Here is a 19,926-nt window from a genome sequence, read left to right on the forward strand (position 1 = left end):
TCGACCCACACCGTCACCAGCTACCGTGAGAACCCGGTCCCCGCAAACGCTGGAACCAACTAACCGAGCCTCCAGCAAACCCGGGGCGATTCACCTCCGCCGCCGACACCACCCCCACCACATGCCGACCATCACCCGTCGCCGTCACCGCCGAGCGAGGCGTGATACCACCCACCAACCCCGCCAACCCCACCCGGTCAGACACCACCGACGCCGACGCCGACGCCAACCCCGGCACATCATGAACACCGATCGCCGCGGCGGGCACCACCACCGCACCAATACCCACCATCGCCGCCGCAGTCATCGCAACACCGGTGAACCGTGGTGTCGTCATCATTGACCTCACCTCACAGAGTCCAGAGCCCAGCACAGGCATCACTTATTAAGTTGCGCGCTACCAGGTAGCACATACCATCAGGATACTCCGACACCCCCACCCAACCCGCACAATCACCCATCAACCACTGTCTGATCACTCACACCACCACCCACCCCACCCCGCCGCTAGGTTGACTGCATGGCCCTTTTCCGACGCCGCGATCGCAACCCGGACCCCGAGCCCGGCGGGCACGAACCAGATGCGCTCTTCCCGGCGATGAGCGCCGCGGACGTCGCGTGGATCCGCTCGCAGGCACAGCTCGCGCTGGCGCACAACGGTGTGGAGGTGGTGGTCGCCGACAACGGCGCCGACCTGTTGGCCGTCGACGGCTCGCGGATCACCATCGACAACGCGGTCACCAAATGCCGCACCTCCGCACGGGCCGACTGGCCCGCCATCGTCGAACAGCATTTCGGTGCGATGGCCCGCGCGCAGCATCAGACCCCGGTCGCCGACCTCACCGCCGAACAGTTGTCGGCGCAGATTCGCACCAGACTCCTCCCGGTCGACGCACTGCAGATGGGCGGCATCGACATGTCCGGGTATGCCCGGCCGATCGCCGACGACCTCGCCGCGGTGCTGTGTGTGGACTATCCCGAGACCGTCACCTACCTCGACAGCGCCCGCGCTCTCGCACTGGACCTACCCGCACTGTTCGCCGCGGGCCAGCGCAACACCGACGCGGAGCAGATCGACGAGATCTCCACGGTCGGTGACGGCTCGGTGACGATGGTGATCGGCGAGTCGGTGTTCACCGCGTCGAAGGCGCTGAACATGGCCACGCTCACCGCGCGCGTGTTCGCCCGCGACGCCCCCTACGGCGTGGTGTTCGCGGTCCCCGACCGCAACATCCTGCTCGCCCACGTGATCGAGTCGTCGTCGGTGATCGAGTCGATCGCCCAGATGGCACGTCTGGCTGCGGAGGCGTACTCCGATGCCGCCTGGTCGATCTCGCCCAACGTCTACCACTGGTACGGCGACACCATCACGCGGATCTCGGCGACCGACATCGTCGACAAGACCATCGAGATCACCCCGAGCCCGGAGCTCACCCGGATTCTGGAGACGTTTCCCGACTGACGTGTTCCCCACCGAGGTGCTCGGCGAGATAACGCCCGGTCACCGATCCGGCGTCGCCCGCCACCTGCTGCGGCGTTCCGGTGGCGATGATCCGGCCACCGTGCTCGCCGCCGCCGGGCCCCATGTCGATGACGTGGTCGGCGTTGGCGATCACATCGAGATCGTGCTCGATGACGATCACCGACGCCCCGCGATCGGTGAGCCGCGTGAGCACCCGCAGCAGCGTCCGCACGTCGAGCGGATGCAGACCCACGCTCGGCTCGTCGAGCACGAACACGGCGTCGGACTGGTCACGATGCAATTGGTTGACCAGTTTCAGGCGCTGCGCCTCCCCGCCGGACAACGCGGGCGTGGATTCGCCGAGCGTCAGATATCCCAGGCCGAGTTCGTCGAGTGCGGTCAATTTCTTGCGCACCCGCGGCAGTCCGGCCACCCGATCGGCGGCGTCGCGCACCGTGTGGCCGAGCAGCCGCGGTAACGAGAGTCCGTCGCGGACAAACTCGTCGGCGCGGGGCGCGTAGCGGCTGCCGTCGCAGTCGGGGCACACGATGTCGACGTCTGGCAGGAACTGCACGTCCAGCGACACCTCGCCGGTGCCCTCGCAGCGCGGGCACGCCAGCGATCCGGTGTTGTAGGAAAAGTCCGACGCGGTCAACCCGGCAGCGCGCGCCGCATCAGTGTCGGCGTATGCGCGGCGCAGATCGTCCATCACCCCGGAGTAGGTGGCAACCGTCGACCGTACGTTGATGCCGATCGGTGTCGCATCGACGACGTGTACCCGTATCCCCTTGTCCGACAACGAGGTACCGGTATCGAGCATCCGGACGTGACCGGGCATGCACGCCGCCGAAGCCGACTGCGTAGCCGCCAGTGCCGGCACCAGCGAGTCGAGCACCAGGGTCGTCTTGCCCGACCCCGACACCCCCGTCACCGCCACCAGGCGGCCGCGCGGGATGTCGACGGTGAGGGGACGCACCGTGTGGATGGCGCCGGTCTCCAGGTGAAAGGCGCCCAGCGCGAACACCTCGCCGGCGGCCACCGGCGTACGCACCACCACCGGTTGCGCGCCGGTCAGGAACCCGCCCACCAACGAGTCGGGATCGTGGGCCACCGCGTCCACCGGACCCTGCGCGATGACGCGTCCGCCATCGGTACCCGACCCGGGTCCGATCTCCACCAGCCAGTCCGCGCGGCGCAGGATCTGCACGTCGTGGTCGACGAACACCACCGAATTGCCGTCGACCAGAAGGTCGTTCATCACGCCGAGCAGACCGTCGACGTTGGCCGGATGCAACCCGATCGATGGTTCGTCGAGAACATAGAGCACCCCGGTGGTGCGGTTGCGCACCGCCCGCGCCAGTTGCACGCGCTGGCGTTCGCCCGTCGACAGCGACGACGAGGCACGGTCGAGCGCGAGGTAACCCAAACCGAGTTCGACGAGGCGCCGCGCCATCCCGAACAGGGTGTCCACCAGCCCGGTGGCCATCGCCTGCATCTCCGGCGGGCAGCTCGACGGCACCGTCGGCGCCCAGGCGAGCAGGTCGTCGAGCGGTAGCGCGGTGATCTCGGCGAGATTGCGTCCCTCGATCAGCGGGGCGCGCGCGGCGTCGCTGAGCCGGGTGCCGTGGCAGGTGGGGCAGGTGCCCTCGGTGAGAAACCGGCGCACGCGTGCCAGCCGCTTCTCGTTGTCGGCGCGTTTGAGTTCCTCGGTGACGGTGAGCCGGGCATTGCGGAAGGTGAAGTCGAGGTCGTGCAGACCCTTCCGCGAGGTCACCGTGATGTGCTTCTTCTCCTCCGGGCCGTCGAGCACGATCTCGCGCTCGGCGTCGGTCAGCTCGGCCCAGGGCACGTCGGTGCGCACCCCGAATTCGCGGGCGATCGCGGGTTGGACGTTGAACCCGAACATGTTCCACGGCGCCACCGCGCCCCCGTCGAGAGTCTTGCCGGGATCGGGCACCAGCGCGTCGTCGTTCACGGTGCGCACCACGCCGGTGCCGCTGCAGGTGGGGCACGCGCCGCCGGAGTTGAAGGCCAGCGACTCCGCGCCGGGAGCCTCGACGGGTGCGCCGCACGCCGGGCAGGAGAACGGCCGCTCGGCGGCCACGTCGATGGTCGGCGGCACGTGATGCCCGTTGGGGCAGCGATGTGAGGCGAGCCGCGAGAACATCAGCCGCAGCACGTTGAGGAGTTCGCTGGAGGTGCCGAAGGTGGAGCGCACCCCGGGTGGCCCGGGTCGCTGCCGCAGCGCGAGCGCGGCGGGCACGTGCTCCACGTCGTCGACCGCCGCGCGCGGCGCCTGGGACATGCGGCGGCGGGTATAGGTCGACAACGCCTCGATGTAGCGTCGCGATCCCTCGGCGTAGAGCACCCCGAGCGCGAGCGACGACTTGCCCGAGCCGGACACCCCGGCGACGCCCACCATCGAGCGCAGCGGGATGTCGACGTCGATGCCACGCAGATTGTTCACCCGGGCGCCACGCACCGCGATCCGGTCGGGTGTCAGTGTGTCGGCCTGGCTCACCTCACCCAGATTATCGTCCGGCCACACCACATATCCTGAACCGATGTGCTCCGCGACTCCTGAACCGTTGCGCCCCGCGACCCCCACCCCCGACGATCCCTATCTCTGGCTGGAAGACGTCACCGGAGACGACGCGCTGGCCTGGGTACGCGCCCACAACCAGCCCACCGTGGACCGGCTGACCGGTTCGGCCCGCTTCGCCGCCATCGAGGCGGAGACCCTGGCGGCCCTCGACACCGACGACCGCATCCCCTATGTGCGGCGACGCGGCGAGTACCTCTACAACTTCTGGCGTGACGCCACCAACACCCGCGGACTGTGGCGGCGAACCACGCTGGAGTCGTATGTCACCGACAGCCCCGAATGGGATGTGCTGATCGACGTCGACGCGCTCGCCGCCGACGAGGGAGAGAACTGGGTGTGGAAAAGCGCGGGCGTGCTGCGCCCGACCTACGACCGCGCACTGATCGCACTCTCGCGCGGCGGCGCGGACGCCAGCGTGATCCGCGAATTCGACCTCACCACCCGCACCTGGGTGACCGACGGCTTCAGCCTGCCCGAGAACAAGTCGTCGATCAGCTGGATCGACCGCGACACCGTCTATGTGGGAACCGATTTCGGTGTTCAGCCCGACGGCCACAAATCGATGACCGACTCCGGGTATCCGCGGGTGGTCAAGCGCTGGTCGCGGGGAACACCGCTGTCGGAGGCGGTCACCGTGTTCACCGGCGAACCGTCGGATGTGGCGGTGGGCGCGGCCTACGACGACACCCCGGGCTACGAACGGCATTTCCTGTCCCGCTCCACCGACTTCTTCAACGCCCTCGACTATGAGATCCGTGACACCGAGATCCGCGATGGTCAGCACATTCTCATCGACGTCCCCACCGACGCACACTCCGCGGTCCGCCACGACTGGCTGTTCGTGCTGCCCCGCTCCCCGTGGGCGCCCACCGCCGAGGGCCCCACCTACTCACCCGGCACACTGCTGGTGTTCAACTACCCCGGATACCTCGACGGAAACCGCGATACGCGAATCCTGTTCGAGCCGGACGCGCACACCAGCCTCGTCGACTACTCCTTCACCCGCAGCCATCTGATCGTCACCACGCTGCACGACGTGCACACCCGAGTGACGGTACGCACGCTGGGCGACTGGAACCCGGTGCCGCAGCCGGGAATTCCCGACATGGCGACGGTGTCGGTGATCGGCACCGACCCCGACCACAGCGACGAGGTGTTCTGGTCGGCAACCTCGTTCACCGAGCCGCCGAGCCTGCTGCACGGCAACTCCGGCGGCCCGACCACCGTCATCAAACACAGCCCGGCGTTCTTCGACGCGTCGACGGTGACCGCCGAACAGCATTTCGCCACCTCCGACGACGGCACCGCGGTGCCCTACTTCGTGGTGCGACGCACCGACGTCGAGTCCGGTCCCACACTGCTCTACGGGTACGGCGGATTCGAGAACTCGCTGACCCCGGGCTATCTCACCGTCGCCGGCCAGGCGTGGATCGAACGCGGCGGCATCTACGTCATCGCGAACATCCGCGGCGGCGGCGAATACGGCCCGTCCTGGCACACCCAGGCGCAAAAGGCCGGCCGGCACCTGGTGTACGAGGACTTCTCCAGTGTGGCAACCGATCTCGTCGCACGCGGACTCACCACCCCGGCGCAGCTGGGGGCCCAGGGCGGATCGAACGGCGGACTGCTGATGGGGGTGATGCTCACCCGCTACCCCGAGTTGTTCGGCGCCCTGGTCTGCCAGGTGCCGCTCATCGACATGCGCCGGTATCACCTGCTGCTCGCCGGTGCGTCGTGGGTGGCCGAGTACGGCAACCCCGACGATCCCGACGAGTGGGCGTTCATGGAACCCTTTTCGCCGTACCAGAATCTGCGCCGCGACGTCGGCTACCCGCCGATCCTGGTGACCACGTCCACCCGTGACGACCGCGTGCACCCCGCACACGCCCGCAAGCTGGTCGCGCGTCTGGAGGAGTACGGCCACGACGTCTCCTACTACGAGAACATCGAGGGCGGACACGGTGGTGCCGCCGACAACAAGCAGGCCGCGTTCAAGTCTGCGCTGGCGTATGAGTTCCTGTGGGAGCGGTTGTCCGACGACGCCACAGCGTCCGCGGATCCCACGGCGCACCCCGACCGCGGGTGATCGGATACCAGGCCAGGCCGATCAGCGCCGCGGTGGCGTGGCCGAGCACGGTGAAGTTGATGTGGGTGATCAGCGGCAGCCCGTAGTACACCGCGACGCCGGCCAGATACACCCAGCGCCACGGGCGCGCGACGTGATAGGTGAGCACCCCGATCACCCCCGCCAGGAAGTAGCTGACGCCCACGTCCTGGGTGTTGACCATGTCGGCGCTGCGCACGCCCTCATGGATGGCGAGGGCGAGCACTCCCTCGCTGACGTAGGTGGCCAGCACGTGGGCGCTGAGACCCACCGCCAGCCACCGCAGCGAGCCCAGCCATCGTTCGGCGGGTACGTGGAAGAGGCAGAAGGCCACCGCGTAGGGCAGCCACGTCGCCCCGTCGATCCAGAACAGGCTCGAGAACAGCACCTGCACGGGGTTGTGGTCGAGATTGGCCAGGTTGGTCGAGCGCCTGCCGAGCGTCTCGTCGAGCTGCTGCGGCGACAACGAGTGCTGCACGGATGTGGTGACCGCCAGAGCCGCCAGCCACACGAACGTCAACGGTGACCCACGCAAACACGCCCAGACACGACGCGCGACCCGACGCATGCGCGTACCGGCCCGCGTGCCGTGAGTGGAGGTGGTCACCGCACCAGTGTCACCTACGACCGCCCACGAGGCGCGCCAAGACGCCCACCACCACCACTGCGGCACCGACGAGACCGGTGATCAGTCCCACGTGCTGCAGTTGATTCGATGCGGTGTCGATCACCAGGTCGGCCACCGGTTTGGCGCTGTTCGACGACGGCGAGATGCTCTCCTTGACGTAGGACGCGTAGTAGATCGCGATCACCCAGCACGTCACACCGGCCAGCACCGCGCCGACGCCGAGCCAGGCGAGCACCGTGCCGCGACGGCGTCCGATCAACAGGGCGAGCAGGCCCGCGACCACCGCGACGGCGGCCGAGGTGTATCCGGCGACCGTCACCACCCGGCCCGCGTCGTGATAGCTACCGGCCTGCAGTCCGGTGCCGCCGTCGGAGACGGGGATGAGCACCGGACCGTTGATGGTGATACCGATGCCCGAACTCGCGATCACACGATTGACCATCTTGGTGATGTCGAGTTGCATCGTCGACGACGAGCCGGTGGGCTCGTCGAACAGCCAGGCGTGCTGTTGGGCGACGACGTCGAGGAAGTCGGCGGGGAATTGTGCGCTGTCGGTGTAGCGCTGGGCCAGCGGCTCCACGAGGGCCCGGGTGCCGGGCAACGACGTCTGCGACGCGATCTGGTCGGTGATCTGCGAGGCCATGTAGTCCTTGACCTGCTGATCGCCGGCGACGGGCGCTATCAGCGAGGTGAACCCGTCGGTGTCGACGATGCGTTCAGTGATCCAGATCGACGGCACGGCCACCACGATGGCCACCATCGCGATGAGCCCGAAGAGTGCGCTGAAGAATGTCCGCACCCTCACTCACCGACGACGTCGCGTGCGCGGCCGACGATCAGCGGGTCGGGCGTGCCGACGATGTCGGGATTCTTGCCGTCGTAGTCGAACAGGCTCAGCACGTGACGCATCGCGTTGACGCGCGCACGTTTCTTGTCGTTGCTCTTGACCACCGTCCACGGTGCGTGGTCGGTGTCGGTGTACTCGAACATCGCCTCCTTGGCGGCGGTGTAGGAGTCCCACTTGTCCAGCGAGGCGAGGTCCATCGGAGAGAGTTTCCACTGCCGCACCGGGTCGATCTGACGGATCGCGAACCGGGTGCGCTGTTCGAGCGGGGTCACCGAGAACCAGAACTTGACCAGGTTGATCCCGTCGTCGACGAGCATCTTCTCGAAGGCCGGCGTCTGCTCCATGAACTGCTGGTATTGCGTCGGCGTGCAGAACCCCATCACCCGTTCCACCCCGGCGCGGTTGTACCAGGAGCGGTCGAAGAACACCATCTCGCCGCCCGCGGGCAGGTGCTGCACGTAACGCTGGAAGTACCACTCGGTGGATTCGCGTTCGCTCGGCTTCTCCAGGGCGATGGTCCGCGCACCACGCGGATTGAGGTGTTCGTTGAACCGCTTGATGGTGCCGCCCTTGCCCGCGGCGTCGCGGCCCTCGAACACGAACAGGTGACGCTGACCGTTCTGCTTCGACCACTTCTGCAACTTGAGCAACTCGATCTGCAGACGCCGTTTGGTGATCTCGTACTCGCGGCGACTCATGCGCTCCTCGTACGGATAGTCCTGTCGCCAGGTGTCCACCACGTTGCGTTCGGGCAGTGTCAGCAACACCGGATCGTCGTCATCGTCGTCGTTGACGGTGAACTGCGTGGTGTCATGCAGATTCACGAGCTCCTGGAGCGCTTCGCGTCCATTCAGCTTGCTGAAGTCTGGGCCGATTTTTTCAAGATCGTGTAGCTCGGTCACTACCCAACGATATGCGGATCCGGGGAACGAAGGGTAGCGAAGGGGTGAACTCGCCGACGGTCAGTTGTGCAGATCGACCGAACCCGAGCGCAGGCATACCTTGCCCGTGGTGGAGTCGGCCGCCGCGGCGAAGCCTCCGGTGCACACTGCTCCCTGGGGCCCCGAGTAGGACTGGCCGCCCCAGCCGCCCACCGACACCGATGTGCCGCCGCGGCGGGCCTGCGCCACCGACAGCGCGCCCGGTCCGGTGGTGACGGAGTAGGCCGTGCCGCCGGAGTTGGCACCGGCCAGCGCGGTGGAGCCGGGCTGCAGATTTCGGGCGGTGGCGTGACCCCCGTTGTCGGACACCGCAACCGCGGTGCCGCTGGAACTGGCGTCCTCGGCGAACGAGGTGCTGCCGGGCCCGGCCTTGGCGCCACATCCGCTCTTGCCGTCGACCCGTTGCACCGACTGACCGTTGGCCGCGCTACACGTGGTGGAGGCATGCGCATCGCCGATACCCAACCCGAGGCCGAGGATCAGACCGGCACCGCCTCCGACGACGACGATGGCACGGGCGGGAAAAACCTTGGTACGCAATTTGATTGGCCTCCTGGCAATACTGGACACGAGCGTGCGCGTAGTCAGCCTACCCGCTGCGCAGGACGCGACGTGAGCCCGGGAACAGGTTCTCAGGTCACGGAACGGCAACGCCGGCGATCAGCCCTTGGCGCGCCGTTCGGCCTCGGCGGTCAGACCCTTGCGCGCGGTGTCGATGGCGATCTTCTGACCCCGTTTCACGATGAGGCCGGGCAGCTTGATCTTCAGATCGATGACGAGTTCGAACTCGACGTGCGAGCCGTCGCCGTCCGGGGTGATGGTGTATTTCCCGTCCTGTTCGGACAGGGTGGTCGCCTTGCTCAGCGTCCACTCGCAGGTGTTCTCGGTCCAGGTGTAGTTGACCGTCTGCTCGTCGTTGATGCCGAGTGCGTTGACGGTCAGGAGCGCTTCGTCGGGGGTGCCGTCGTCGTGGGTGCTGACGATCTTCGCGGCCTTGTGCGGGCCGGACCAGTCCGGCAGCGACTCGATGTCCATCAACACCTCCATCACCACAGCGGGAGGGGCGGCGATGTCGAATTCGGTTTTCGCGGTGACGGCCATGACCTCAGAACCTACCGTGTGCCGTCGGCCACCCTGCAGCGAACCTCAGTTCTCGCGTTCGATCAGGTTCAGCGGCCACGCCTCGTCGGGGATGTCACGCATCGTGCAGGCCAGGTCGGTGGCCGTGAACCACCCGCGGAAGTGGATGATCTCGCCGAACACCGGGTTGCGGACGGTGGCGTCGCACCGGAACCGCTGCCGTTCGTCGTCCCAGCCCTCGATGTACTTCATCTGCGTGGCGAACATGCCCTTCATGCCCACCTTGGGTCCTCGGCCCAGCCACCGCATGGGACCCGATTCGAGCAGCAGCTCACCCGCGGGGGTCACCGAGGGTTCGATCGGCCACAGCAGTTCGGGGCCGTCGCCGAAGTAGTCGACGAGGCCGGAACGTCCGGCGACCAGCAACGAGTTCAGCGCGCGCTTACCCGAAGTGTAGGAGAACGTGCGCAGCACGGCCAGACATTCACGGTCGAGTTCGTCGCGGTAGCAGTAGTGGTTCTGCGTGAACGGCACCATCCGGCTCGACTTCGCCGGAAACGCGTGGCGCTTGGCGTAGAACCAGGTCACGGGCGGCGGCAACGCGGACGAGACGTACACCGACTCGAAGATCCCCGCGCCCATCTGCGCCACTCCGGACGTCGAGTCGATGGAGTAGCGCCACGCCACGTTGGGGTGGAGACGATCGAAATCGGAGCCCAATGCATCCCGGTACACCGGCGTCACCTCGTGTCACCTCCCGCGCAGTCCGCTTTCCGCCTCAGCAGAACCTACTATGCGATCGGTCACAGCCGAAGTGCCGTCCCGGTCAGTCGATGTGCTGCAGGTTTCCGGCGCGCAGCATCTCGGTGGTCTCGAGGCGACGTACCTTGCCCGACGTGGTGCGCGGAACGCTGTGTGGCGCGACGAAGACCACCTCGGCGGGGACGATGCCGCAGTCCGACGCCACCGCCGCGCCCACCGACGCCCGCGCCGCCTCGGCGTCGCTCCCGCGATATTCGGCGACGATCACCAGCCCGGGACGCGTGGCCCCCTGCGCGCGGGCCATCGCGACCACCCCGCCGCGGCGCACACCCTCCACCGTCGCCGCGGCCCGTTCGATCTCCACCGGGAACAGATTGCGGCCGGCGACGATCACCACTTCCTTGGCGCGCCCGCAGATCACCAGCCGGCCGTCGACGAGATAGCCGAGATCGCCCGTGTCGAACCATTCACCGGTCACCAGGCGATCGCGCCCGAGGTAGCCGTTCATCATCGACCGGCCCCGGATCTGCACCTGCCCCACCTCGCGGCCGTCGACCTCGGGCGCCGCGACGCTGGGCGGCACGATGCGGATCTCCGTGCCCGACAAGGGTTCACCGAGGATCGCGTAGCGGCGCCGGACGGTGGTGTCGGCGTCGGGCAGGGTGACGGTCACCTCGTCGTAGTGCGCGCCCTCCCCGTGCCGGGGCATGGTGACCGCGCACGTCGACTCGGCCATGCCGTAGGACGGCGCGGCCGCGGCCGGATCGAAACCGAAGCGGTTCATCTCCCGCAGAAAGCGTTCGAAGGCGTCGGGGTCGATGGGTTCGCCGCCGCTGATCGCGCACTTCACGCGAGAGAGGTCCACCGCCTCGAGCAGGCGGGCGTAGCGACCGAGGATGTCGTAGGCGAAATTCGGTGCGGCAGTGACCGTGACGCCGAATTCGGAGAGCCACTGCGTCCAGCGGAACGGCGCGGCGGCGAACGCCGAGTTGGGCGCCAACCACAGCGGCATCCCGCTCACCATCGCGGCCATCACGAAGGTCAGGCCCATGTCGTGGTAGAGCGGCAGCCAGCTCAGCCCCACGTCGCCGTCGGCGATGCGGCGCCGGGAGACGATCTCGGCGGCGTTGGCGTGGGCCGCCGAGACCGACAGCACCGCGGTCTTGGGTTCTCCGGTGGAGCCCGCGGTGCCCTGCAGCACCGCGGCGGCATCGGGATCGACGTGCCGGGGACGGAATCCGGTGGTGTCGGTGTGGCGCGCGTACTCACCGACCGGCGCGATGCGCAGGGCACCGGGATGGCTGCTCAGCAGGTCGAGTTCGGTGCCGGCACCCAGCACGGTGTCGACGCCGATCCGGGCGAACCGTTCGGATGTGCTCTGCGCCCAGCGCTCCGGCTGCGCGCCGCGCGTCGGACCCGGGAGGATGGAGACGGCCACACCGGCGAGCCACGCGCCGTGGATGGCGGCCACCAGATCGTGGGTGGGATCGCCGACCAGTCCGAGCGCGCCGGGCGTGCGGCCCTGTGACCGCGCGTCGGCGATCAGTTGCGCGGCGATCTGCTCGGCCCGGGCATGCACCTCCGGCCAGGACAGGCTCGTCCACTCGTCGGTCTCACCGTCGTAGACCGAGAGGAACCCGCGGTCGGCGAGCATGGCCGCGCTGATCGTGGCCGCGAGACTGTCGCGGACTCCCTGCTCGCCGATCACTGCACTGTTCTGCGACATCGATGCGCTCCTCTGGTGTGGTGGTAGATAGCATAGGCTATGCTAACTTCCCATCATGACGTCATTCGTTCCGGCGGACTATCGACTGAAGTCCACCCGCATCGACACGACCCGCGACACCGAAACCCTCCACGGATGGTTGACCCATCCCAAGGCCCGGTTCTGGGACATGCTCGATGCGTCGGTGGACGACGTCGCCACGATGATCGACGAAAACTGTGCTGCGGCAGGTGATTCGGTCTACGGGATGCGGATCGGCTACTGCGATGACCGTCCCGAGTTCCTCTTCGAACTCTACGATCCGACGACCAGCGAGCTCGCCGAGCCCGGCACCGGGTACGTCCACGCCGACGGTGACGTCGGGATGCACCTGCTGGTGGCGCACAGCGAACAGCGCAAGCCCGGCTTCACCGAGGCGGTGATGCGGCACATCATGCGGGCGGCGTTCGACGAGGCGGGGGCACAACGCGTCGTCGTCGAACCCGATGTGCGTAACGACGCGGTGCACCGGCTCAACGCCGCCGTCGGTTTCCGGGTGGCCGGCGATTACCCGGTGGGAAACAAGACGGCGCGGCTGAGTTATTGCGCGCGAGCCGATTTCATGTCGGGACAGCGCGCGTGACCGCCACCGGGGTCGTCGACGCACCGGCCGGCACCGGATTCTGGGCCGTCTATCACCTGCGGATGGCCCGCAAGATCCTCGCCGAGTTCTGCCACGAACGCATGCTGGTCCCACAGCACACCGGCAATGGGGGTTACGTGATCGTCTCCGACGACGGAGCGACGCAGTACCACTTCGACGCCGAGCGCCTCGCCCTCGACAGCTGGAGTGTGGACGAGTCGTCGATTCGACGTATCCGGGACGGAAACACGCTGCCCGTCAACGCCATTGACCTGCTTCTCGACGTGCGCAGCGCATTGGGCATCGGGCCCGACTCCGTCCCGGAGTATCTCGAAGAGTTCGTCAACACCCTGTCGATCGGGGCCGACCGCGACGAGCCCCTGCGCATCACCGCGACCGAACTGGTGGGCGCCGACTTCCAGACCATCGAACGCACCATGACCGAGGGGCATCCGTGCATCGTCGCGAATGCGGGCCGTCTCGGATTCGACGCCGACGATGTGGCGCGCTACGCACCCGAAGCGGGACAACGCTTTCGGCTGTCGTGGGTGGCGGCGCGACGGGAGAACTGCGACGTCGCCGCGATGTCCGGGGTCGACTACCAGGATCTGCTGCGCACCGAACTCGGTGCAGGCACCCTGACCCGATTCGATGAGACGCTCGACCGCCTCGGCCTCGACCGGGCCGACTATCACTATCTCCCCGTGCATCCGTGGCAGTGGCGAGAGAAGGCCACGCGACTCTACGCCGCCGACATCGCCTCGCGTGACCTGGTTCTGCTCGGTGAAGCGCCCGATCGCTATCAACCCCAGCAGTCCATCCGCACGCTGTTCAACATCGACCACCCGTCGCGCCACTACGTGAAACTGTCGCTGTCGATCACCAACATGGGCTTCACCCGCGGCATGTCGGCGGACTACATGCGCACCACGCCGCTCATCAACGACTGGGTGCGGGCCCGGGTGGGCGACGACCCGTATCTGGCGTCGATCGGCTTCGAGATCATCTACGAGGTGGCCGCCATCGGCTACCGCAGTCCCACGTTCACCGCCATCACCCGACCGGGCTCGGAGTATCGCAAGGTGCTCTCCGCACTCTGGCGGCAAAGTCCGGTGCCCCGCCTCGACGACGGTGAGCGGCTGATGACGATGGCCTCGCTGCTGCACGTCGACCATCTGGGCAGGTCGTTCGTGGCGGCGCTGGTCGCGGAGTCCGGCGTCGACGCCGCCACCTGGCTGCGTACCTACCTCGGTGCCTACCTGCGGCCGATCACCTACCTCCTCTACCGTCACGGGTTGAAGTTCTCGCCACACGGGGAGAACCTGATCCTCGTCGTCGCCAACGGGATTCCGGTTCGCGCGGTGCTCAAGGACATCGGCGAAGAGGTGTCCATCTACGACGATCCGGTGGATCTCCCCGAATCATGTCGCCGCGCAGTGGTCGACGAACCCGCCGAACTGGGCAATCTCGGCGTGCTCTCCGACGTCTTCGACGACTTCCTGCGGCCGCTGGCGCAACTGTTCCACGCCCACGGCATCCTCTCCGACGACACCTTCTGGAGCATCGTCGCCGAGGATCTGCTCGAGTTCGAACGCGACCATCCCGAACTGGCCGACCGATTCGCGACCTGGGATCTGTTCGCGCCCGACTTCGGCGCCATCCACATGAACCGGCTGCAACTGGGCAACAACCGGCGGATGGTGAACATCGAGGACTCCTACTCCTCGATCGTCGACACCGATCATCGGCTGGTCAACCCTATTGCCGCGCACAGGGATTTGATGCGCACATGACGCTCACCGCACACACCGACGAGATCATCCGCGACGGCTGGGGCATCCCGCACATCCGTGCGGGCTCGGCCGCGGCCGCCCTGTTCGGACAGGGACGCGCCTGCGGCCTCGACCGCGCCTGGCAGATCGAGTTCATGCGGCTGCGCGCCGAGGGTCGCACCGCCGAGGCGTTCGGCGGGTACACACTCGGGTGGGATCGCTTCGCCCGTCGCGCACAGATCGACCGCGCCGCGCGGCGTGTTCTGGCCGCGTCGAGCCCCCGCACCCGACGGCTCGTCGGCGCCTACGCCGACGGGGTGAACAGCACGCTGGCCCAGGCCACCGCAGTGGAGTTCGATGCGCTGGGCCATCGGCCCGCCCCGTGGCAGCCGTGGACACCGATCTCGGTGTTCATCATGCACAACATCCTGTTCGGACGGTTCACCACCAAGCTGTGGCGCGCCCACGTGTGCGCGGCCCTCGGACCGGATGGGCTGTCGCTGTTCAACTTCGAGGGCCCCGACCTGGCGTCCGACGCTCCCGCGCCACCGACCCCCGAGTTCATCGACGACGTGGTGGCGCGGTTGGCGAGGACACCCGACAGTGGTGAGCCGGTGGGCGCCGGCGCCGTTCCCGACAGCACCGTCGGCGGCGGGCTTTCCGGGTCGAACGCCTGGGGCGTCGCCGCGGCGCGCAGCGCATCGGGCAGCCCGCTCATCGCCGGTGATCCGCATCGGTTCCTCGAGTTGCCCGGCGTCTACCTGCAAAGCCACCTCTCCTGTCCCGACTTCGACGTCGCCGGATTCGCGTTCGCCGGTGTGCCCGGCCTGCCGCACTTCTGCCACAACGGATCGGTGGCCTGGGGCATCACCAACGGGATGGGTGACAATCAGGACCTGTACCTGGAGGAACTGTGCCGCGTCGACGACGCCGTGGCGGTGCGCACCCCGTCGGGTTTCGACACCGCGCCGACCCGCCACGAAGAGATCGCGGTGCGCGACGCCGACCCGGTGACCGTGGAGATCGTCGACACACCGAACGGAACCGTGGTGTTCGGCGGCGCCGACGAAGGGTTCGCGCTGAGCCTGCGCACCCCGATGCTCAGCGATTCCGACATCACGTTCGACGCGCCGCTGGATCTGCTCTACGCCGACACCACCACCGATGTGGTTGCCGCACTATGTAGTTGGTCCGAACCGGTGAACCGGATCGTGATCGGCGACGCCGACGGCACCGTCACCCACCACGTGATCGGTGCTATGCCGTGCCGCGCCGCGGAGAACTACTGGCTGCCGGTGCCGGGCTGGGAGCCGCGGCACCGCTGGGACGGATACGCCCAGCCCGACCCCGGTTTCGATCCCACCGTCGACACGTATTCGGTGATCGCCAACCAGCGAATCTCGAATTGCCTAGCGCTGCAGCCGGTTTCTACCGAATGCGTGGCGCCGCACCGCGCGCACCGGATCGACGAGTTGCTCCGCACGACCGCTCCGGTGTCGGTGGACGACTGCGAACGGATCTCCCGCGACGTCCGGCTTGATTCGGCGGAGACGATCTTGGATGTGCTCGACACGCTCACCGGTCTCTCGGCGGGCGGCGCAGCGGTCCGCGACCGGCTGAGTGGTTGGGACCGGCAGATGGCCGCCGACAGTAGCGACGCCTACCTGTTCGCCGAGGTGCGGTCTCGGTTCGTCGCAGCACTGACCCGCCATCCCGCGTTCTCAGCTCTCGCGCAACCACATCCGTTCGGTCCGGTCTTCGACCCGTGGTTCGTACCGCAACCCCGGATGGCGGCCGCGCTCGACGCGGTGATGCGGCACGCACCGGCCTTCGGGGTCGACGTCGCCGCCGTGCTGCGCGACGCCGTCGAGTCCACCGGTGAGCTGATCGACGACGCCACCGCACTGCCCTCCTGGTCGCAGGTGCACACGCTGGCGCCGGTACACGGATTCGATCTGGTGGGTGCCACCGCCCGTCATCCCGAGTTGTCCCGCGCGGTACGTCCCGACCCGCTGCCGCTGGCCGGCGACGCCGAATGCGTCTTCGCGAACGCCGCGGCCGTCGGATTCGGGGTACACACCTGCAATCTCGGTTCCACCGCCCGCTACGTGTGGGATCTCGACACCCGCGACCACAGCCGCTGGATCGTGCCTCTGGGCGCCGACGGGGCGCCCGGCACCCCGCATTTTCAGGACCAGGCACCACTCTGGGCGGTCGGCGGGTACGTCGACGTCGTGACCGATTGGACCCGGATCCGCGACACAGCAAGCAGCGTCCACACATTCACGTTCACAGAGGAGATCGCATGACCCTGTTTGCGCGTCCCGGGTCGGGGTGGTCGGAGGTGGGGCGGGGCCTGACCGATCTCGCCGCGGCCACCGCAGTGAGCCACCACGGCGACCCGCTGCCGGTGGGCACACCCGACGAGACGATGCTCGCGATCGCCGCCGAACTCGGCGCACCGACGATCCCCGAGACCGGGATGGGCGCCACCGGTGCGCTCACCACACTCGGCGACCTCATCGCCCGCTACGGCCTCGACCTCACCCATCAGCTGTGCGCCGCGCACCTGCAGCCACCGCCGTTGACCGTCGCGGTGATCGCCGACGCACTGGCCAGCGCCACCAATGCCTCACTGGACACCTATGATTCGGGTCCGGCCACCCTCGCGGTGGAACGCTGGACGGTGGCATCGCTGGCACGTCTGGCCGGGCTTCCGGAGACGTCGGGCGGCGTGTTCGGACCGGGCGGCTCGTACTCCAATCTGCTCGCCATGCTCGTCGCCCGCGACGAGACCGCCCGCCGGCGGGGAATCGACGTCCGGCGCGCGGGGGTACGAGATCTGGTGCGGCCGGTGGTGTTCTGCTCGTCGGTGGCTCACTTCTCCATCAACCGGGCCTGTGCCGCACTCGGATTGGGCGAGTCGGCGGTGATCCCGGTGGCCGTCGACGCCGATCACCGGATGATTCCCGAGGCGCTGGAGGCGGCCATCGGTGAGCGTGCGGACTCTCACACACCCGTCGCGATCGTGGCGACCGCGGGCACCACCGATTTCGGCACCGTCGACCCGCTGCCGGAGATCGCCGACATCGCACGGCGACATGGGATCTGGCTGCACGTCGACGCCGCCTACGGATTCGGAGCGTTGTTCTCGTCGAGACTGGCACCGTTGCTCGGCGGGCTCGACCGTGCGGATTCGGTGACGCTGGATCTGCACAAGGTGGGCTGGCAGCCGGCCGCGGCGAGCGTGCTGCTGCTGGCCGACGAGAGTCGTTTCGCGTCGCTGAACCGTTCGGTGTCGTATCTCAACCCCGAGGACGACGAGGAGGCCGGTTACGGCGGACTGCTCGGGCTCACCCTGCAGACCACCCGGCGTCCCGACGTACTCAAGGTGGCGGCCACACTGCTCGCGTTCGGGCGTGGCGGGCTGGGGTCGATGCTCGACACCTGCCACGAACTGGCGCGATACGCCGAGAGTCGCATCGCCACCGAGTTGCAACTGGAGATGGTGGCACCGGTGACACTCACCACGGTGGTATTCCGCTACCGCTGCCAGGACTCCAACACGGTGAACGCCGAACTGCGCCGCAGGCTGATCAGTTCGGGCACCGCGCTGATCGGGCGGACCGAGGTGCGGGTGCGCGGGGAGGCGGTGCCGGCGGTGTGCCTCAAGCTCACCCTGCTCAACCCGGAGACCAGCGAGCAGAGCATCGACGCGCTGTTCGACGAGATCACCAGGGTCGGAATGGAAGTCGAGACGTCGCAGACGCGCTTCGGCGATACCACGATCATCACGAGATGAGGAAGTATGAAGGACACTGACACCGTCGACATCCTGGCCATCGGCTGCGGACCGTTCAACCTCGGTCTTGCCGCGCTGGCGTCGACGATCGACGACCTCGATGTGCTGGTGGTCGATTCACGCGACGAATTCCGCTGGCATCCGGGACTGATGTTCCCCGACGCCACACTGCAGGTGAGCTTTCTGTCCGACCTGGTGTCGCTGGTCGATCCCACGCACCCGATGTCGTTTCTCGCCTACATGGCCGACATCGACAGGCTCTACCCGTTCCTGGTGCGCGAGGACTTCTTTCCCACCCGCGTCGAGTACGAGGCGTATCTGCAGTGGTCGATCGGCCGGTTGGATTCGCTGCGGTTCTCCACCACGGTGGACGAGGTGACCTGGGACGCGGCCGACGATTCCTTCGCGGTGGCCATCAGTACACCCGCGGGCACGTCCACCATCCGGGCGCGTCACATCGTGCTGGGCATCGGCACCGAGCCGCACATCCCGGCCGAGTTGTCGTCGACATCGCCTGCGGTGGTGCATAGTTCGGAGTACCTGTATCACCAGGAGGCGGCGCACGCTGCCGACACGGTGACGGTGATCGGCTCCGGCCAGTCCGGCGCCGAGATCGTCATCGACCTGCTCGAGCAGAACCTCGACGGCGGCCCGGCGGTGCGGTGGTGGACGCGTACCCCGTGGTTCGCCCCGCTCGACTTCACCAAGCTGTCGCTGGAGATGACCACGCCGGCCTACATGGACTACTTCCACAGCCTGCCCGAGGCCAAGCGCGACGAGGTGGTTCCGACGCACTGGCAGTTCCACAAGGGCATCTCCACCGACACCCTCGACCGACTGCACGATCTGCTCTACCGCAGGCAGCTCACCGACAAGCCGCGGCCGGTTCAGCTGCGCAACGGCGCGGCCGTGGAGCGCGTCGACGTCCTCGGCGACGGCAAACTGCGTGTGCGAGGCCGCCACTGCGACACCGGAACCCCCCTGGCCCATGTGACCGACCTGGTGATCGCGGCCACCGGTTACCGCGATCGTCGGGCCGATTTCCTCGCGCCCGTGGAGCCGTACCTGCGGCGCGACGCATCCGGCCGGCCCGTGGTCGAGATCGATCACTCGATCGCCACCACCGATCCGGCGGTGGCGGGCCGATTGTTCGTCGCCAATGCCGAACTGCACAGCCACGGGGTGTCGGCGCCCAACCTCGACATCGGCGCGGTACGCAACGCGCGCATCCTCAACGCGGTGCTCGGCCGTGAGGCCTACCGCCTACCGCGGCACACCGCCTTCACCACCTTCGGCGTCGACGACGCCGACGACGTGGTCGACGACAGCCTGGTGTGACGGCTGTCGCGGGCGGGGCGGGGTGGGCTGGGCGGGCCGGCTGCTGCTGAAAGTGGGGGAAGGATTTCCTTCCCCCACTTTTGGTGTCTTCCCCCACTTGCACCTAGGGGACCGGCACGAAAGTAGGGGAAGGATAACCCTCCCCTAGTGTCGCGTGTCGTTAATTAGTTTATGGTTCGTGGTTTGAGAGAATTGGCTATGGCGAATTCTGCGGCCCCGGCTCTTGGCCTGCGTGAT

Annotated in this window: 15 protein-coding genes; 7 read left to right on the forward strand and 8 right to left on the reverse strand. The window is 67.7% G+C overall.

Annotated elements, in window-relative coordinates; translation table 11 throughout:
* Positions 1-520: 520 nt before the first annotated feature.
* Positions 521-1,462, forward strand: a complete 942-nt coding sequence (locus tag ACWDSI_RS19645; RefSeq protein ID WP_449757561.1) for a hypothetical protein — start codon at positions 521-523, stop codon at positions 1,460-1,462.
* Here ACWDSI_RS19645 and ACWDSI_RS19650 read toward each other — a convergent pair.
* Positions 1,431-3,884, reverse strand: a complete 2,454-nt coding sequence (locus tag ACWDSI_RS19650) for an excinuclease ABC subunit UvrA (RefSeq protein WP_449757571.1) — start codon at positions 3,882-3,884, stop codon at positions 1,431-1,433. The genes ACWDSI_RS19645 and ACWDSI_RS19650 overlap by 32 nt on opposite strands.
* Before the next feature lie 142 nt (positions 3,885-4,026).
* On the opposite strand from ACWDSI_RS19650, the gene ACWDSI_RS19655 reads away from it, so the two are divergent.
* On the forward strand, positions 4,027-6,153 hold the full coding sequence (locus tag ACWDSI_RS19655; protein WP_449757562.1) for a prolyl oligopeptidase family serine peptidase: 2,127 nt from the start codon (positions 4,027-4,029) through the stop codon (positions 6,151-6,153).
* On the opposite strand, the gene ACWDSI_RS19660 is transcribed toward ACWDSI_RS19655, so the two are convergent.
* The 7 genes from ACWDSI_RS19660 to mbtM form a co-directional block, all read right to left on the reverse strand.
* Entirely contained in the window at positions 6,059-6,778 is a 720-nt protein-coding gene (locus ACWDSI_RS19660) for a rhomboid-like protein (protein WP_449757563.1), read from the reverse strand. The genes ACWDSI_RS19655 and ACWDSI_RS19660 overlap by 95 nt on opposite strands.
* A gap of 10 nt (positions 6,779-6,788) precedes the next feature.
* Entirely contained in the window at positions 6,789-7,598 is an 810-nt protein-coding gene (locus ACWDSI_RS19665; RefSeq protein WP_449748093.1) for a hypothetical protein, read from the reverse strand.
* A gap of 2 nt (positions 7,599-7,600) precedes the next feature.
* A complete protein-coding gene (ppk2, locus tag ACWDSI_RS19670) occupies positions 7,601-8,548 on the reverse strand; it encodes a polyphosphate kinase 2 (protein ID WP_449748094.1) in 948 nt (315 codons plus the stop codon).
* Between the two features lie 60 nt (positions 8,549-8,608).
* Complete coding sequence (locus ACWDSI_RS19675; RefSeq protein ID WP_449757564.1) at positions 8,609-9,127, reverse strand: DUF6764 family protein; 519 nt, start codon at positions 9,125-9,127, stop codon at positions 8,609-8,611.
* Positions 9,128-9,247: 120 nt separating this feature from the next.
* Complete coding sequence (locus ACWDSI_RS19680; RefSeq protein ID WP_449748096.1) at positions 9,248-9,688, reverse strand: SRPBCC family protein; 441 nt, start codon at positions 9,686-9,688, stop codon at positions 9,248-9,250.
* Positions 9,689-9,733: 45 nt separating this feature from the next.
* Complete coding sequence (locus ACWDSI_RS19685; protein ID WP_449757565.1) at positions 9,734-10,411, reverse strand: DUF4166 domain-containing protein; 678 nt, start codon at positions 10,409-10,411, stop codon at positions 9,734-9,736.
* Between the two features lie 82 nt (positions 10,412-10,493).
* Entirely contained in the window at positions 10,494-12,155 is a 1,662-nt protein-coding gene (gene mbtM, locus ACWDSI_RS19690; protein ID WP_449757566.1) for a long-chain-fatty acid--ACP ligase MbtM, read from the reverse strand.
* Between the two features lie 55 nt (positions 12,156-12,210).
* On the opposite strand from mbtM, the gene ACWDSI_RS19695 reads away from it, so the two are divergent.
* The 5 genes from ACWDSI_RS19695 to ACWDSI_RS19715 all read left to right on the forward strand — a co-directional run bounded on the left by ACWDSI_RS19695 (position 12,211) and on the right by ACWDSI_RS19715 (position 19,689).
* A complete protein-coding gene (locus ACWDSI_RS19695; protein WP_449757567.1) occupies positions 12,211-12,777 on the forward strand; it encodes a GNAT family N-acetyltransferase in 567 nt (188 codons plus the stop codon).
* Positions 12,778-12,839: 62 nt separating this feature from the next.
* Complete coding sequence (locus tag ACWDSI_RS19700) at positions 12,840-14,570, forward strand: IucA/IucC family protein (protein ID WP_449757572.1); 1,731 nt, start codon at positions 12,840-12,842, stop codon at positions 14,568-14,570.
* Positions 14,567-16,858 (forward strand): penicillin acylase family protein, encoded by a 2,292-nt coding sequence (locus ACWDSI_RS19705; protein ID WP_449757568.1) that lies wholly within the window; start codon positions 14,567-14,569, stop codon positions 16,856-16,858. Before ACWDSI_RS19700 ends, ACWDSI_RS19705 begins: the two co-directional genes overlap by 4 nt.
* The gene (locus ACWDSI_RS19710) at positions 16,855-18,351 is read left to right on the forward strand and encodes a pyridoxal phosphate-dependent decarboxylase family protein (RefSeq protein ID WP_449757569.1); all 1,497 of its coding nucleotides are present in this window, start codon (positions 16,855-16,857) and stop codon (positions 18,349-18,351) included. Before ACWDSI_RS19705 ends, ACWDSI_RS19710 begins: the two co-directional genes overlap by 4 nt.
* 6 nt (positions 18,352-18,357) lie before the next feature.
* The gene (locus ACWDSI_RS19715; RefSeq protein WP_449757570.1) at positions 18,358-19,689 is read left to right on the forward strand and encodes a lysine N(6)-hydroxylase/L-ornithine N(5)-oxygenase family protein; all 1,332 of its coding nucleotides are present in this window, start codon (positions 18,358-18,360) and stop codon (positions 19,687-19,689) included.
* Positions 19,690-19,926: the final 237 nt, after the last annotated feature.

It is taken from the genome of Gordonia sp. NPDC003429 (genome assembly GCF_053588575.1).